Consider the following 16,007-nt stretch of genomic DNA (forward strand, 5'->3'; position numbering starts at 1 on the left):
CCTCACAGCCTCAAGCGGTTGATGGCTCACAACCTACCCGATGGGGACCGGTCGGTCGGCCGTTCGCCGGCGCACGTGGTCGGCGACGGCGGCCAGGGCCAGTTGGGCTTCGGGCACCCGGGAAGCGAAGAAGGGCAGGATGTGGATCATGTCCGGCCACACGTCGAGATCCACGGACGTCCCCGCGTCCCGGGCCCGCCGCGCCAGGCGCAGCGAGTCGTCCAGGAGCACCTCGGCGGTCCCCACCAGGACGTGCACGGGCGGCAGCCCGGACAGATCGGCGTAGACCGGTGAGGCCAGCGGGTGCAGCGGGTTGCCGTCGGGTCCGAGGTAGCGCTCGGCGTAGGCGTGGCTGCCGGCTGGCGTCACGATGGGATCGAGGTCGGCGTTGCGCGCGACCGAGGCGCCGGTGTGTGCCAGGTCGGCCAGCGGGGAAATGAGGACCAGGCCACCCGGCAGCGGGCGCCCGGCGTCCCGCGCGGCGACGGCGGTGGCCATCGCCAGCCCGCCGCCGGCGGAGTCACCGGCGAGAACGATGCGCGCCGGGTCGACCCGCGCGCACAGCCAGTCATAGGCCGCGAGGGCATCGTCGACGGCCGCCGGGAACCGGTGCTCAGGGGCGAGGCGGTAGTCGATGGTGAGGACGGGGACGTCCGCGGCCACGGCCAGGCGCGCCGACAGGTCCCGGTATGCCGCGATGGAACCGATGGTGTAGCCACCGCCGTGCAGGTACAGCACCGCGGCGGATACCGGGGCGGACGTCGGGTGGGCCCACTCGGCCGGCACCCCACCCGCGTCCACCGGCTCGCGCTCCACCGGCGGCGGATCGGCGAACCCGGCGGCGAAGCGCTCGAACCCGGCCCGCAGCTCGGCCACCGGGGTGGTGTCGGCGTTGAACGGTCTCGACCGGAGCATGGCCACGAGCTCCTCGAACTCCGGGCTGTGCCGCCCCGAAGAGTCTCCCGTCCGACCGGCGTGAGCAGTCATCGCGCGTCATCCCCCGAAACGAGGGCGGCCCGTTCCAGGACCACCTCGAAGATCCGGGCTGTCGCGGCGTCGACCATCGTTCCGTCGACGGCGATGGCCCCCTCCCCCTGCGCCTCGGCGGCCCGCATCCCCACGACCACGCGGCGGGCGTGCTCGACCTCCTCCGGCGTGGGGGCGAAGACGGCGTTTGCGACGCCGACCTGGTTGGGGTGGATCGCCCACTTCCCCACCGCACCCAGCTCCGCGGCCCACCGGGCCTGCTCCTCGTAGGCGGTGGTGTCGCGGAACTCACCGAACGGACCGTCGATCGCGTCGAGCCCGTTGACGCGGGCGGCGACGATCATCCGGGTCCGGGCCGAGTGCCAGATGTCGCCCGGATAGTTCGCGCTCGTGCCGATGTGCGCGCCACGCATGCCGTGGCTGGCCGCCAGGTCTCCCACGCCGAGGATGAGGGCCTCGATGCGCGAGCAGCACGCGGCGATCTCGTCCACCCGGGCGAGCGCCTCGACCTCCTCGATGAGCAGCTCCAGCCCGATCCGCCCGACCGGCAGGCCGGCCCTGGTCTCCAGCTGGGTGAGCAGGGTATCGACGAACCAGACGTCCCGAGGTGCCTTGATCTTCGGGATGATGAGGACGTCGAGCACCTCACCCGCGCCCGTCACGACATCGACGATGTCGTCGAAGCACCACTGGGTGTGCACGCCGTTGACCCGGACGGCGCGCGTCTTGCGGCCCCAGTCGAGACCCAGCAAGGCCTTCACCGCGCCCCGACGGGCGAGGTCCTTGGCGTTCGGGGCGACGGCGTCCTCGAGGTCGAGGAAGACCAGATCGGCGTCACTGGCCGCGGCCTTCGCCATCATTTTCTCGCTGGTCGCGGGGGTGGACAGTTCGGAGCGCCGGGCGCGCAGCGGGCGGCTGGTCATGGTGCGAGCCTCCTGGGGGAGTGGTGTCGGGTCATCGGGATCGCCAGTGGCTGCGCCGCTTGACGAGGACGGTGCGCTGGCACTCGAAGACGATCCGGTCGTCGCCGGTCGCCCCCCAGTGCTGGAAGCGCACCAGGCCGGCGTCGTCGCGGTCGGGGTCGGGCTCGACCGCGAGGACCTCGGTGTAGGCGTAGACGGTGTCGCCGTGGAAGACCGGGGCGCGGAAGCGCATCTGGTCGAGCCCGACCTCGGCAAGGGCGTTCTCGGCGGTGTCCTGGCTGGCCAGGCCGATGGTGAGCGAGCCGGTGATCATGCCGAACACCAGCCGCCGGTCGCCCCAGGGCGAGTCCTGCATGCGGTGCTCGTTCCAGTGCTCCTGGGCGCTGTTCATCACCAGCTTGGTCAGCAGCTGATTCTCGACCTCGTCGATGGTCGAGCCGCGCGCGGAGCGCCAGCGCATGCCGGGCCGGAAGTCCTCGAACCAGGTGCCGTCGCCGGTCCGCTGCGACAGCGGTCCGCGGTCGTCGGTGACGGCGGAGGCGGTCTGCGTGGTCATCGGGACTCCTTCTCGGCGAGCAGGTTGCTGCGCACGTACTCGCAAACGACGTCGCCTCGCTGGTTGCGTCCGGTAGTCCGCCACGTGACGACGCCGGTGCCCGGTCGGCTGCGGGACGGGCGGACGGCGAGCACCTCGGAGGTGGCGGTGATCGTGTCCCCCGGGTGCACCGGTGTCGGAAAGCGGCACCCGTCGATGCCGAGGAACGGGCCGCCGCTCTCGCTGAGGTCCTCGACCGACAGGCCGATGACGGTGCAGAGCACGAGCATCGGGTTGATCACGACGTCTGGGTGGCCGTGGGCCGTGGCGAACTGGGTGTCGAGCTGCATGGGGTTCCAGTGGCACAGCGCGGTGCTGAACAGGGCACTGTCCGCAGCACTCAGGGTGCGGCCCCAGTGGTGCTCGTACACCTCCCCGACCGAGAACTTCTCGAGGTAGGCCCCCCGCTCGCGCACCGGGAAGTCGGCCAGCACCGGGTCTGCCCGCTGGTCAGGAGGCTCCGTCGAGCTGGCCACGCCGTTGCCTCCCGAAGTCCCCTCCACGTTCACCGCGGTGGCGATCCCTGTCTCAGGCATTGGTCAGGTCCACCTGCTTCGTCTCACCGATCGCAGAGACGCACGCGGCGCTCACCAGGCAGGCGCCGGCGATAAGCACCGACACGGCGACGATTCCTGGCCCACCGGGGGTGACGAAGCTGGCCGCCAGCAGCGGGCCGATGCCCCCGCCCAGGACGGCGGCGAACTGGTAGGCCAGGGACACACCGGTGTACCGGGACCTGGTCGGGAACAGCTCGGACAGCAGGGCACCAACAGGGCCGATCGTCGCCGCGCGCAGGACCGGGAGGGCGATGACGAAGGCGAGCAAAACCATGCCGGCGGAACCGGACTCGATCATCGGGAACACCACGAAGGCGTGCACCGCGGTCAGGAGGCCCGCGGTGATGAGCACTGGCCGGCGTCCGATCCGGTCGGACAGCAGCGCGAACAGCGGAATGCTGAACAGCATGATCGCGGAGGCGATGATCAGCGCGGTGAGCAACACCTGGCGGTCCACCCCGTAGGTGGAGACGGCGTAGGAGATGAGGAAGGTGGTGATGATCGCCTGCGCCATGAATGGACCGGCGTCCACGCCGATGGCCAGGAGGACCCGACCGGGACGCTGACGCAGCAGCGCGAACAGCGGGGCCCGGGCCGGCCGGTGCTCATCGGCGGACTCGGCTGCCTGCTCGGCGACGAGCACCGGGCTCTCCTGCACCTTCAGCCGCATGTAGAGGCCGATCCCCAGGAGCACGACGGTCGACAGGAAGGGCAGCCGCCAACCCCAGGCCAGGAACTGCTCCTGGCTGAGCCCGTTGAGGCCCGCGAAGGCCGCGAACGACAGGAGCAGCCCCGCGGCCGATCCTGACTGCGTTGCGCTCCCGAGAAGGCCGCGGCTCTGGGGCTTGGCGTGCTCCACGGACATCAGGACGGCCCCGGCCCACTCGCCGCCGACGGCGATCCCCTGCACGAGCCGCAGGAGAATCAGCAGGATCGGGGCCAGCGCACCGATCTGCTGGTAGGTCGGCAGGACCCCGATCAGCGCGGTGGCGAGGCCCATGGTCGTCAGCGTCCAGATCAGCGTGGATTTGCGGCTGACCCGGTCCCCGAAGTGGCCGGCGACGAGCCCGCCGAGCGGTCGGGCGACGTACCCGACGGCCAGCGTGGCGAACGACGCGACCGTCCCGATGGCCGGCGACGCGGAACTGAAGAACAGCGGACCGAACACGAGGCTCGCCGCAGTGGCGTAGATCAGGAAGTCGTAGAACTCGACGGCGCTGCCCACGAAGCTCGAGATGTAGACCCGTCGCCGTTGCCGGCGGCGCTCAGCCGCCTCTTCGCGGGTCGTCCCGGTGGGGAGGTCTGCAAGGACCATGGCTGCCTCACTCGTTGTCGACATCGGGGTTGGAGTTCGGCCCGTGGGCCTCGCGGACCGGATGGAGGGGGTGTGTGACCCCGGTCATGCACTGGCCGCTGGAGGCAGCGTCGGACTCGGTAGGTAGTCGGTCAACAACTTCACAGCGAAGTCGAGACGGATGTCGCAGCCTCGGCCGCTCCGACTACGGCGAAGAGCTCCACCGCCGACGCGGCACCCGCTCTGCGCCGGCCGCACCAAGCGCGGGTGCGGCGAGGGAGGTGAACTTGCTGGTCAACGTGGGCCACACCTCCGTCGGATCCCGCATCCACCGCCTGCTCGTGGAGTCCGCCTCAGTCCGGAGTTCCCGCCCGTCCTCGAGGCGGACCCGCATCCGGGTGGCCGTGTTTGGCAGGGATGCGTCACAGCGGAGCCGCACGCGATCCGCCAGCGCCTTGAGCGCCGGCTCCCCCACGGCGTCGTCCCTGAGGCGGTCGACGGTCACGGCGCCCTCCGGCCACGCCAGCGCCGTCGTGAACGTCAGGCTGAACTTGCCCTCTAGGCCGGTGGCCGGCCGGGCGACGGCGCAGACCTGGAGGAGCACCGGCGGGAAGGTCAGCTCGACGTCACGGACGTCGGCTCCCCCGGCCTCCTTCCGCAGCCGCAGCGCGCACTCGATGGCGGCGTGCGTGCCGAAGCAGGATGGATAGAGCTTGGGCAGTTCGTCGCGCAGGTGCCACGGGCGGCCGAAGTCGGTCCGTGCGAGGTGCAGGTCGGCGTCGTCCGAGGTCGCGGCGACCAGTCCTTGACCGCCGAACACCGCATGGTTCGAAGACTCCGGCGACGGCCACGCCCAGGGTGTCGAGCACACACTGCTTGGCCAGGGTCACGACATCAGCCGGCAGATCGGCGAATCGCAGCGTCGACGCCTGCCGCGCGAGCTCGGCGGTCGCGCCCGCTCCAGTCTCCGCAACGCTCGGCTCGGGCTGTGAGGGGCCGGCCATGCGCCGCCGTCCTCGGGTACATCGGTTCGCTGTGCTCTGCCCACTCGCACCAGGCGACTCCGGCCCAGGCGGGAGCGACAGAGACGGGGGTCGTGGGCCTCCGCGACATCCGTCCGCGTCGCAGGACCGAGACAACCGTCTCGACCTGCTGCCGCCCTGTGGCGCGGCTCACGAGCGCCGGGATACAAGTGTGTGCCTCGCGTCCCTCGGCGCGCGGGTAGAGATGAGGGGTCGTCCGATGGACGTACGGCACCTGGAGATGTTCGTCGCCATCGCGGAGGAGGGCAGCATCCACGGCGGCGCGCGTCGACTGATGATCGCGCAGCCGGCGGTCTCCAAGGCACTCAAGAGCCTGGAGCGCCAGATCGGCACCCAGCTGGTCGTCCGCTCCCCCCCAGGGGATCGACCTCACGCCGGCCGGGACCGTTCTGCTCGGCGAGGCGCAGGACATCCTCAACCGCATCGGTCGCGCCGTCGGAGTCGTGCAGCGGGTGGGCTCCCGGGAACGCACGCTGAAGGTCGGGCTGGTGGCCGGCTCGATCGCCGCGGCGGACCTGACCGGAGACATCATCCGCGCCTTCAGGCAGCGGAATCCCGACGTTCGTGTATCCCTGCGGGAGCTCTCCTTCGCCGACCAGTTCCCGGCCGTGCTCGCGGGCGACGTCGACCTGGCACTGGTCCGCCCTCCCTGCGCCTACGACGAACTGACCCTCACGCCGCTCTTCGACGAGCCGCTCCTGCTCTGCGTCCGCGCCGACCACGAGTTCGCCTGCCTCGACGAGATCGACGTCGGCCTCGTGCTCGACGAGCCCCTCATCGACATGCCCAGCGCGCCCCGCGAGTGGACGGCGTTCTGGCATCTCGATGATCTCCGCAACGGACCGGCCCGCACCGCGGCGGAGTCGGTCGTCACCGTGTCGGAGCTGCTGCTGTCGGTCGCCTGCGGCTCGGTGGTCACAGCGTTGTGCCAGAGCGCGTGGCGGCTGTCGTTCCCGTCTGATCCGCTGCGCGCGGTGCCGCTGGTCGGAGCACCCCGCTCGCAAGTCGCCGTCGCCGCCCGCGTCGGGGACGCGCGCGAGGACGTCGTCGAGTTCACCCAGTGTGCCCGCCAGGTCGCCCGGGCCCTGATCAGCAAGGTGGCCGGCGCGGTGTACCTCGACGAGGGCGGGAACGTCCGCAACCAGGCGGCCCCGGGCATTCGCCCGCTCCTGCAGCTCGCCGGCGGCCCGCGCCGTGAATCGTCTCCCGCTGCCGCACCGCTCCGGCCCCGCCCCAGCTGAGCCGGCCTCGTCGGGTTTCCGCGACGGTTCACCGATTCCGCTTACGGCGGGCCGCGAGTTCAGCATCGGGGCACTTCGTCATGCCCAGATCGACCGGGGAGACCCCTTCGGCATCACGTGATGCCTCATTCGCGGCTACCGAGACCCAGGTCACTGTGACGACCCTTACACCCAGCTCGCACGACCCACCCGGCGACGCTCGGAGGGCTGGAAGCCCTCGGCGCCGACCGCGACCACCGCCGCGCAACCGAGCAACTGCGCGCCATCCCCCGGAGGCGTCATGCCCACCTGTGACTACATCGTCGTCGGCGCCGGCTCGGCCGGCTGCGTCCTGGCCGACCGGCTCAGCGCCGACGGGCACCGCGTGCTCGTGCTCGAGGCCGGGGGCTCCGACGACGACCTGCTCGTGAAGGTCCCCGCTCTGTTCTCGGGCATGTTCCAGGGGCCGAACGACTGGAACTACAACTCCGACTCCGAGCCCGGCCTGGCGGGCCGCCGGGTGTACCTGCCCCGCGGAAAGATGCTCGGCGGCTCGTCGTCCATGAACGCGATGATCTACATGCGCGGGACGCACGAGGACTTCGACGGCTGGGCCCGCGACCACGGCGCCACCGGGTGGTCCTACGACGAGGTCCTCCCCTACTTCACCCGCTCCGAGCACAACGCCGACATCCACGACGCCTACCACGGGCAGGACGGCCCGCTGCACGTGACGACTCAGCGGTGGCTCTCCCCGCACGCGGAATCCTTCATCGAGGCGGCGGCCGGCGCCGGCATCGAGCGCAATCCCGACTTCAACGGCGCCACGCAGGCCGGGACCGGGATGTTCCAGACCACCATCAAGGACGGGCGGCGCTGCTCGACGGCCGACGCATTCCTCCGCCCCGCGCTCGAGCGCACCAACCTGCAGCTGATCACCGGCGCCACCGTGCACCGCATCCTCCTCGAGGGCGGCCGGGCGGTCGGCGTGGAGTACGCGCACGACGGGGCGGTGCACACCGCCCGCGCCGAGCGCGAGGTCATCCTCAGCGCCGGCGCCTACAACTCCCCGCAGCTGCTCATGCTCTCCGGCATCGGGCCGGCCGATCACCTGCGCGAGATCGGCATCACCCCCGTCGTCGACTCCCCCCACGTCGGCCGGCACCTGCAGGACCACCCCCTCACGCTGCTGCACTGGGAGACCAGCCACCCGGTCACCCTCGCCGCCGCGGCCGACCCGGCGCACATGGAGCAGTGGATGGCCGACGGCACCGGCATGCTCAGCTCCAACGCCGCGGAGTCCGCCGTGCTCTGGCGGTCGGACCCGTCCCTGGCCTCCCCGGACTTCCAGATGGTCTTCGTGCCGGGCTACTTCTGGGAGCACGAGATGCGGCGTCCCGTCGGCGGCGGCATGACGATCGGGCTGTCCTACAACGGCCCGACTTCGCGCGGCTCGGTCCGCCTGCGCTCGGCCGACCCGACCGCGGCCCCGCGCATCGTCAGCAACCTGCTGTCCCAGCAGTCCGAGGTCGACGCCGTCCTGCGGGCCATCGACCTCGTCGAGCAGATCGCCGCCCAGCCGCCCCTGCGCCGAGTGCTCGGCGAGCGCGTCAACCCCGGCACGAGCGTCACCCGCCGCGACGAGCTGGCCGCGTGGGTCCGCGCCGAGACCCAGCACATGTACCACGCGGCGTGCACCACCCGCATCGGCTCGCCCGACGACGGCGTCGTTGACCCGCAGCTGCGGGTGCACGGAGTCGACGGCCTGCGCGTCATCGACGCCTCGGTGATGCCGCAAGTCACCTCCGGCAACACCAACGCCCCGACGATCATGATCGGCGAGCACGGTGCCGACCTGGTCCTGGGTCGCAAGGCCGCCCCGGTGACCGTCCCGCAGCCCGCTGTTGCCGTTCCCGCCTGAGCGGCGAGCGACTCCCTTTTCCCTCCGCACCGACAGGAGATCGACCCATGACCGCTCAGATCCTCAGCGACTTCCGGATCCCGGACGACATCGCCGCCGACGCGGTGCTGCCGCAGAGCTACGCCGACGAGGAGAACCGCACCTACCCCGCCTTCAAGTGGCTGCGGGAGAACAACCCGTTCGGGGTGGCGCACGTGGACGGCTTCGACCCGATCTGGCTGGCCACCAAGCACGCCGACATCGTCGAGATCGAGCGGAACCCGGCGGTGTTCACGAGCGGCCGGGGCGAACCGATGATCAACGACCGGGCCAGCCTGGGATTCCTCGAGCTGGTGCGGGGCGACGCCCGCACGATCGACACGCTCGCCTACATGGACGCTCCCGAGCACACGGCCATCAAGAACGTCACCAGCAACTGGTTCCTGCCGGCCAACGTGCGCAAGCGGGAGGACCTCATCCGCGAGCTGGCGCGCGAGGCCGTCGACCACCTGATGACCTTCGAGGGACGTCCGGTCGACATCGTCAAGGACTTCGCGCTGCACTACCCCCTGCGCGTGATCATGACGCTGTTCGGGGTGCCCCGCGAGGACGAGCCGCGGATGCTCAAGCTCACGCAGGAGTTCTTCGGTACCACCGACCCGGAGGAGCAGCGGGCCGAGGTGGCGCCGGAACCCGACGTCGCGGCCCGGATGTTCCGGGCGGCGATCGCGGACTTCTACGGCTACTTCAACCAGCTGTCGGCCGACCGGCGCGCAAACCCGACCGACGACCTCGCGTCGATCATCGCCAACGCCAAGATCGACGGCGAATACCTGCCCGAGAGCTTCGTCAACGGCTACTACATCGCCATCGCGACCGCCGGGCACGACACCACGGCCTCGACCATCTCGGGTGCCATCCAGGCCTTCGCACGGTTCCCCGACCAGCTGGACAAGGTCCGCGGGGACATGTCCCTGGTGCCGTCGCTGATCGACGAGGCTCTGCGCTGGGTGTCGCCAGTGAAGCACTTCCAGCGGATCGTCAGCCAGGACACGGAGTTCCGCGGCCGCCACCTCAAGGCCGGCGACAGCGTCATGCTGCTCTACCCCTCGGCCAACCGCGACGAGGACGTCTTCACCGACCCCGACGTCTTCGACGTCACTCGCCGGCCGAACAAGCACATCGCGTTCGGCTACGGGCCGCACATGTGCCTCGGCCAGCACGTGGCGAAGCTGGAGATGCGGATCCTTCTCGAGGAACTGCTGCCCAAGCTGCGCTCGGTCCGGCTGGCCGGGACGCCGAAGTACGTCGCGGCGAACTTCCTGTCCGGCCTGAAAACCCAGCCCATCACCTTCACGACCGTGTGAGGGCAGAGCCATGACCACCGGCCTCCAGCGGGTCGTGATCGTCGGTGCCGGCCACGCCGGCGCCGGTGCCGCAGCCCTTCTCAGGCAGCACGGCTTCACCGGGTCGATCACCCTGATCGGCGAGGAGTCGCAGGTCCCCTACCACCGGCCGCCGCTGTCCAAGGCGTACCTGACCGGCGCCCACGGAGAACCTGAGCTGTTGCGCCCCGCGCAGTTCTACGCCAACCAGGACGTGGAGCTGCTGCTCGGGCGGCGGGTCGCCGAGCTGGACCCGGCGGATCACCGGCTACGGCTGGGCGACGGGTCAGAGGTCAGATACGACGCGGCCGTGCTCGCCACCGGCGCGCGTCCCCGGCCCCTCGCCGTCCCCGGGGCCGACCGTCCCGGCGTCCACACGCTGCGGACCTACGAGGACGCCTGCGTGCTGCGCGGACGGTTAGGACCCGGCTCGCGACTGGTGATCATCGGTGGTGGTTACGTCGGGCTGGAGGTGGCCGCGGCGGCCCGGCGGCTCGGTGCGGAGGTCACCGTGCTCGAACGAGCCGACCGGGTCCTTGCCCGCGTGGCGGGGCCGGGACTGTCCGCATGGCTGACCGAGTACCACCGCTCGCGCGGCACGGTCATCGACACCGACGTCGAGGTCATCGGCTTCGCCGTCGACGGCGACGGTGCCGTCTCCGCGGTTGACCTCGCCGACGGTCGGCAGATCCCGTGCGACGTGGCCCTGGTCGGGGTGGGCGCCGTCCCGTGTGACGAGCTCGCGCGGACCGCCGGCCTCGTGTGCGGGAACGGCATCGTCGTCGACGACCGGGCCCGGACGTCGGCCGAGGGAGTGTGGGCCATCGGCGACGTCACCAGCCGCCCGGTGCACCACTACCCCGGCACCCACTGCCGCCTGGAGAGCATCCCCAGCGCCGGTGAGCAGGCCAAGCAGGCGGTGGCCGACATCCTCGGCCTGCCGGCACCGGTTCCCGAGGTGCCGTGGTTCTGGTCCGACCAGTTCGACCTGAAGCTGCAGATCGCGGGGCTGTTCGGCTCCGCCGAGGCCTCCGTCGTCCGCCGTCACCCCGACACCGACGGCTTCGCCACCTTCCACCTTGACGGCGACGGCCGCGTCCTCGCGGTCGAGGCGGTCAACGCCGGCGCGGAGTTCATGGCCGGCAAGAAGTGGATCGCCGGCCACGCCACCCCCGACGTCCACCGGCTCGCCGACCCGGCCGTCGCTCTGCGCGACCTCGTCCCCCGTTGACCACCTCCCGACTGCGTGAGGAGCTCCTCATGATCAAGATCACCTACATCGACGCCGACGGCGGCAAGCAAACCGTGGACGCCCAGCCCGGCGGCACGGTGATGGAGGCCGCACTGCTGAACAACGTGGCCGGCATCGTCGCCGAGTGCGGCGGTGGCTGCTCGTGCGCGACCTGCCACGTCTACGTGGAGGGCGACTGGCAGGACCGGCTCGGCGAGCCGGCTCCCGAGGAGCAGGACCTGCTCGAGTTCCTCGACGGCGCTCAGTGCAACTCGCGTCTCTCCTGCCAGCTCGAGCTGTGCCCGGACCTGGACGGCCTCGTCGTCCGCACACCCCCCACCCAGGGCTGAAGCCCTCCCATCCCGAGGAGACTGTCATGACGCAGAGCAACCACGAACGCCTCTACATCGGTGGGGAGTGGACCACGCCGGCCAGCGCCGAGCGCATCACCGTGGTCTCGCCCTCCACCGAAGAGACGATCGGTTCGGTGCCGGAGGCCGTCGAGGCCGACGTCGATCGGGCCGTGGCCGCCGCACGGGCCGCCTTCGACGACCCCGCAGGCTGGGCGAACTGGGAGCCGGCCCGCCGCGCCGAAGTGCTCGACCGCTTCGCAGCTGCCCTGGAGGCCCGCGGCCAGCAGACCGCCCATGCGGTGAGCAGCCAGAACGGCATGCCGTTGAGCACCTCGCTCGCCTTCGAGGCGGTGTTCCCGGCGCTGCTGTTGCGCTACTACGGCGGCCTGGTCCGTGACGGGCTCGAGGAGCGCCGCCCCGCCATGTTCGGAGGCACCACGCTCGTGCGCCGGGAGCCCGTCGGGGTGGTCGCCGCCATCGTGCCCTGGAACTTCCCCCAGGCCCTGGCGTTCACCAAGATCGCGCCCGCGCTGGCGGCGGGATGCACGGTGGTCCTCAAGCCGGCACCGGAGACGGTCCTGGACTCCTGGATCACAGCCGAGGCCGCGATCGAGGCCGGCCTGCCGGCCGGGGTGCTCAACATCGTCCCCGCCGGGCGGGAGGTCGGCGCCTACCTGGTCGCCCACCCCGGCGTCGACAAGGTCGGCTTCACCGGCTCGACGGCGGCCGGCCGGAGCATCGCCGAGACCTGCGGACGGCTGCTGCGTCCGGTGACGCTCGAGCTGGGCGGGAAGTCCGCGGCCATCGTGCTCGACGACGCCGATCTCGCCGGGCAGCTCGACGCCTTCTTCCCCGCGACCCTGCTCAACAACGGGCAGACCTGCTTCGTCGGCACCCGGGTGTTCGCGCCGCGGCACCGCTACCAGCAGATCGTCGACACCATCAGCGGGTTCGCCGGCTCGCTGACGGTCGGCGACGCGCTGGACACGGCGACGCAGATCGGGCCGATGGTGTCCGGCCGACAGCGCGACCGCGTCGAGTCCTACATCGCCAAGGGCCTCGCCGAGGGAGCCCGGCTCACCGCCGGAGGGGGCCGCCCCCAGGACCGCGGCTTCTTCGTGTCGCCCACGGTCTTCGCCGACGTGGACAACAACCACACCATCGCGCAGCAGGAGATCTTCGGCCCGGTGCTCTCGGTGATCCCCTACGACGACGAGGAGCAGGCCATCGCGATGGCCAACGACACCGACTACGGCCTCGGCGGGTCCGTGTGGAGTGCCGATCCGGAGCGTGCCACCGCCGTGGCCCGGCGGGTCCGGACTGGCAGCATCGGGATCAACTCCTACGTCAACGATCCGGCGTCGCCGTTCGGCGGCATCAAGGCCAGCGGCTGGGGACGCGAGCAAGGCCCCGAGGGTCTGACCAACTACCAGGTGCTGAAGTCGGTGTACGCCGCTCCGTGATCCGCCCTCGCCGGCGGGACCGAGCGCCGGGTCACCCCGGTGACGTCCCGCCGGCGCTGTGGGGCGCCCCACCCCCCAGCCGCGACATCCGTCCCTAGTGCACGTCCGCGCCCCTGCGCGACGGTCGGATCCCGCAAGCGAACCACCCGTCAACTCGCCGACGCGCCTGCGACGGCCTGGAAGGACATCAGGAGCATGCCTCTCACCTTCGACTTCTCGGGGCGCACCGTCCTGGTCACGGGTGCCGCCCAGGGCATCGGGCAGGAGATCGCCACCTTCTTCGCCGACGCGGGCGCCCGCATCGCGCCCCTGGATCTCGATCCCGACGCGTTGGCGAAGGCGTGGGGCGAGCGCAGCGACACGGTGGCTTCCCTGGCCGTCGACGTCGCCGACCGGGACGCGGTCGCCGCGGCCGTGGACGACGTGGCCGGCTGGGCCGGCGGCCTCGACGTCGTGGTCAACAACGCCGGCATCACCCGGGACGCCGTCGTCTGGCGACTCACCGCCCAGCAATGGCGGCAGGTGATCGACGTGCATCTCGGCGGCACGTTCAACACGACCAGCGCCGCCATCCCGCACATGCGGGCGCGTGGCTACGGCCGCATCGTCAATGTCACGTCCTACACCGGCATGCACGGCAACGTCGGGCAGGCCAACTACGCCGCGGCCAAGGCGGGGATCGTCGGCTTCACCAAGACGGTCGCCAAGGAGGTCGCGCGCTTCGGCATCACCTCGAACGCGATCTCTCCTAACGCGGCCACCGCCATGGTCGCCGAGGTCCCGGAGGACAAGCTCGCCGAGATCACAGCGGGCATTCCCATGGGCCGGTTCGCCGCGCCGGCGGAGATGGCACCGGCCGTCGCGTTTCTCGCCTCCGAGGAGGCGGGCTACATCACCGGGACCGTCCTGCCGGTCGACGGCGGCCTGTCGATGTGACCTCCCAGGACCGCCGCCCGATCCGCGCACCGGCTCGCCCCGCGGGCCATCCGACTTCCCCGATGGACGCGACCGCATGAGCACCCAAACGACACTTGCCGAGCTGCCCGCCTTGAAGGGCCACGAGCTCGGAACGAGCGACTGGTTCGACATAGGCCAGAACCGGGTGAACCTCTTCGCCGACGCGACCGACGACCACCAGTGGATCCACGTCGACATCGGACGCGCGGAGGCCGAGAGCCCGTTCGGAGGCCCGATCGCGCACGGCTACCTCACCCTCTCGCTGCTCACCCCCATGTGGTCCCAGGTGCTCACCGTCACCGACTCGACTATGGGCGTGAACTACGGCCTCAACAGGGTTCGGTTCCCCGCCCCAGTGCCGGTCGGGTCGAAGCTGCGGCTGACCGCCACCCTGGAAGAGGTCGAGGTGATCACCGGGGGCGTGCAGCTCACCGTCGCCGCGATCATCGAGCGCGAAGGCGGCCAGAAACCCGTGTGCATCGCGGAGCCGGTGTTCCGCTTCTACGGCTGACCCATGCCGCAGCCGTGCCCGGCGCTGATGCGCGGGGCATGCACCATGTCCGCCGGTCCCAGCCGGACCGTACGAACGAGCGCCGACCGGAACGGGGGGCCCACCGGGTGACGCGATCAGCCGAAGTCCGGCACGTGGACGTCGGCGACCTTCGGCTGCGCACGTCGATTCGTGGCCACGGCCGACCGCTGCTGTTCATCACCGGCCTCGGAGCCAGCCTCGACCTGAGCACCCCGTTCGAGCAGCAGCTCAGCGCGCGCGGCCTCCAGGTCATCAGCTTCGACGCCCCTGGCATCGGCGGCTCGACGCCCTATGCGTGGCCACGGCGTCTCCCCGGCCTGGCCCGCACCATCAGCGGCCTCCTTGACGAGCTGGGGCACGCGCAAATCGACGTCCTCGGCGTCTCGCTCGGGGGCGCCGTCGCCCAACAGCTCGCTCGCCAGTCGCCCGGCCGTGTGCGCAGTCTGGTGCTCGCCGCCACCACGCCGGGGCTCGGCGGCCTGCCCGGCGAGCCTCGGGCCGTGCTGCCCCTGACCACTCCGCGCAGATACCGGGACCCCGCCTACTACCACCGGATCGCCGGCCGGATCTATGGCGGACTCGCCCGGTCGGACTCGGGCGCCCTGTTCAACGCCATGCTGGGCCGAATCCACCCGCCGTCCATGAAGGGATACTTCGGTCAGCTGTATGCGATCAGCGGCTGGAGCAGCCTCCCGTGGTTGCACACCCTGCAGCACCGCACGCTCGTCCTCGCCGGGGACGACGATCCGCTCGTGCCCCTGCTCAACGGACGAATACTCGCCTGGCGAATCCCGAACGGGACACTCCACGTCGTGGAGGGTGGCGGACACCTCTTCATTCTCGAGCGCCCGGCCACCATCGCCCGCCTCGTCACCGACTTCCTCCAGTGACCGAGACGGACAGTGGTGACAGGACGACCGTTCCGCTGCCGAGTCATCCAACCTGCTCACCGCCAGCGTCACGCGCGTTCCGCCGTTACCGAGTTCCTCGAGCAGCTGCCGAGCGGTGGTGCGGACGCCGGGACCGGTGGCCACCCAGGTGAACGAGCGGCTCGGCTCGAGCTCGGTCACCACGTACTCGGTCGGGGGGATCCGGGGCTGTTCGACCCGGGCGTGGGACCCGACGGCGAGCGGCCCGTCGTCGAGGCGTCGCACCGAGGTCACCGTCGGGCCCCGCTCCGGCCACTGCTCGACCTTGCGCAGCACCTCCCAGACGCGCTCGACCGGTGCCTCGACGTCGATCCTGGTGAGCTGCCCCACCGGGCGATCTTGCGCCTCTCGCTACTGGAGACACAGCAAGATCAAGTGCAACACACCTCTTGCTCATGGGAGTCTGATGCCACCTGGGGAAAGACACGGTTCCGGCAGGTACGAGGAACTACTGTCTGCTCCATGAGCGAGACCGGCAGGGTCGAGGATCCCCTCGCGGGGTGGGATCCGAGGCGCCGTTCGGCGCTAGAGCGCCTGTGGCACCGGTTTCAAAAGGCGTCGGGCGGGGCGCGCCTGAGTGACCAGGTGGTCGCCGACCGACGAAGAGAGACAGCGGCGAGCGACGGCCAGGAGTCTGC

13 protein-coding genes and 3 pseudogenes are annotated in these 16,007 nt (G+C 71.0%); 10 read left to right on the forward strand and 6 right to left on the reverse strand.

Going from position 1 to position 16,007, the window contains the following annotated elements; translation table 11 throughout:
* Positions 1 to 33: 33 nt before the first annotated feature.
* From ACI8AF_RS02460 to ACI8AF_RS02480, 5 genes and pseudogenes are all read right to left on the reverse strand, one after another.
* Positions 34 to 915, reverse strand: a complete 882-nt coding sequence (locus tag ACI8AF_RS02460; protein ID WP_456538074.1) for an alpha/beta hydrolase — start codon at positions 913 to 915, stop codon at positions 34 to 36.
* A 68-nt stretch (positions 916 to 983) separates the two neighbouring features.
* Positions 984 to 1,910: an HpcH/HpaI aldolase/citrate lyase family protein gene (locus tag ACI8AF_RS02465; RefSeq protein WP_456538075.1), complete on the reverse strand. Its 927-nt coding sequence runs from the start codon at positions 1,908 to 1,910 to the stop codon at positions 984 to 986.
* A 31-nt stretch (positions 1,911 to 1,941) separates the two neighbouring features.
* A pseudogene (locus ACI8AF_RS02470) lies at positions 1,942 to 3,041 on the reverse strand (MaoC family dehydratase).
* A complete protein-coding gene (locus ACI8AF_RS02475) occupies positions 3,034 to 4,377 on the reverse strand; it encodes an MFS transporter (RefSeq protein WP_456538076.1) in 1,344 nt (447 codons plus the stop codon). Before ACI8AF_RS02475 ends, ACI8AF_RS02470 begins: the two are co-directional and overlap by 8 nt.
* Before the next feature lie 184 nt (positions 4,378 to 4,561).
* Complete coding sequence (locus ACI8AF_RS02480) at positions 4,562 to 5,176, reverse strand: hypothetical protein (protein ID WP_456538077.1); 615 nt, start codon at positions 5,174 to 5,176, stop codon at positions 4,562 to 4,564.
* A gap of 443 nt (positions 5,177 to 5,619) precedes the next feature.
* Here ACI8AF_RS02480 and ACI8AF_RS02485 point away from each other — a divergent pair.
* The 10 genes and pseudogenes from ACI8AF_RS02485 to ACI8AF_RS02530 all read left to right on the forward strand — a co-directional run.
* Positions 5,620 to 5,742 (forward strand): annotated as a pseudogene (locus tag ACI8AF_RS02485) (helix-turn-helix domain-containing protein); the annotation flags it as partial.
* A gap of 109 nt (positions 5,743 to 5,851) precedes the next feature.
* Complete coding sequence (locus ACI8AF_RS02490) at positions 5,852 to 6,640, forward strand: LysR family substrate-binding domain-containing protein (RefSeq protein WP_456538078.1); 789 nt, start codon at positions 5,852 to 5,854, stop codon at positions 6,638 to 6,640.
* A 280-nt stretch (positions 6,641 to 6,920) separates the two neighbouring features.
* Positions 6,921 to 8,540, forward strand: a complete 1,620-nt coding sequence (locus ACI8AF_RS02495) for a GMC family oxidoreductase (RefSeq protein ID WP_456538079.1) — start codon at positions 6,921 to 6,923, stop codon at positions 8,538 to 8,540.
* Positions 8,541 to 8,587: 47 nt separating this feature from the next.
* Entirely contained in the window at positions 8,588 to 9,886 is a 1,299-nt protein-coding gene (locus ACI8AF_RS02500; RefSeq protein ID WP_456538080.1) for a cytochrome P450, read from the forward strand.
* A gap of 10 nt (positions 9,887 to 9,896) precedes the next feature.
* The gene (locus ACI8AF_RS02505) at positions 9,897 to 11,135 is read left to right on the forward strand and encodes an NAD(P)/FAD-dependent oxidoreductase (protein ID WP_456538081.1); all 1,239 of its coding nucleotides are present in this window, start codon (positions 9,897 to 9,899) and stop codon (positions 11,133 to 11,135) included.
* A gap of 29 nt (positions 11,136 to 11,164) precedes the next feature.
* Positions 11,165 to 11,485, forward strand: coding sequence for a 2Fe-2S iron-sulfur cluster-binding protein (locus ACI8AF_RS02510; protein WP_456538082.1), 321 nt, complete (start codon positions 11,165 to 11,167; stop codon positions 11,483 to 11,485).
* Between the two features lie 26 nt (positions 11,486 to 11,511).
* Entirely contained in the window at positions 11,512 to 12,951 is a 1,440-nt protein-coding gene (locus ACI8AF_RS02515) for an aldehyde dehydrogenase (protein ID WP_456538083.1), read from the forward strand.
* A gap of 195 nt (positions 12,952 to 13,146) precedes the next feature.
* Positions 13,147 to 13,887, forward strand: a complete 741-nt coding sequence (locus ACI8AF_RS02520; protein WP_456538084.1) for an SDR family oxidoreductase — start codon at positions 13,147 to 13,149, stop codon at positions 13,885 to 13,887.
* Between the two features lie 76 nt (positions 13,888 to 13,963).
* Positions 13,964 to 14,419 carry a MaoC family dehydratase gene (locus ACI8AF_RS02525; protein WP_456538085.1) on the forward strand — a complete coding sequence of 152 codons (456 nt, stop codon included), beginning with the start codon at positions 13,964 to 13,966 and terminating at the stop codon, positions 14,417 to 14,419.
* A gap of 134 nt (positions 14,420 to 14,553) precedes the next feature.
* Positions 14,554 to 15,330 (forward strand): alpha/beta fold hydrolase, encoded by a 777-nt coding sequence (locus tag ACI8AF_RS02530; protein WP_456538086.1) that lies wholly within the window; start codon positions 14,554 to 14,556, stop codon positions 15,328 to 15,330.
* A gap of 69 nt (positions 15,331 to 15,399) precedes the next feature.
* On the opposite strand, the pseudogene ACI8AF_RS02535 reads toward ACI8AF_RS02530, so the two are convergent.
* Positions 15,400 to 15,699 (reverse strand): annotated as a pseudogene (locus ACI8AF_RS02535) (SRPBCC family protein); the annotation flags it as partial.
* Between the last annotated feature and the right edge of the window lie 308 nt (positions 15,700 to 16,007).

The sequence above is a fragment of the Blastococcus sp. SYSU D00669 genome (assembly GCF_054050715.1).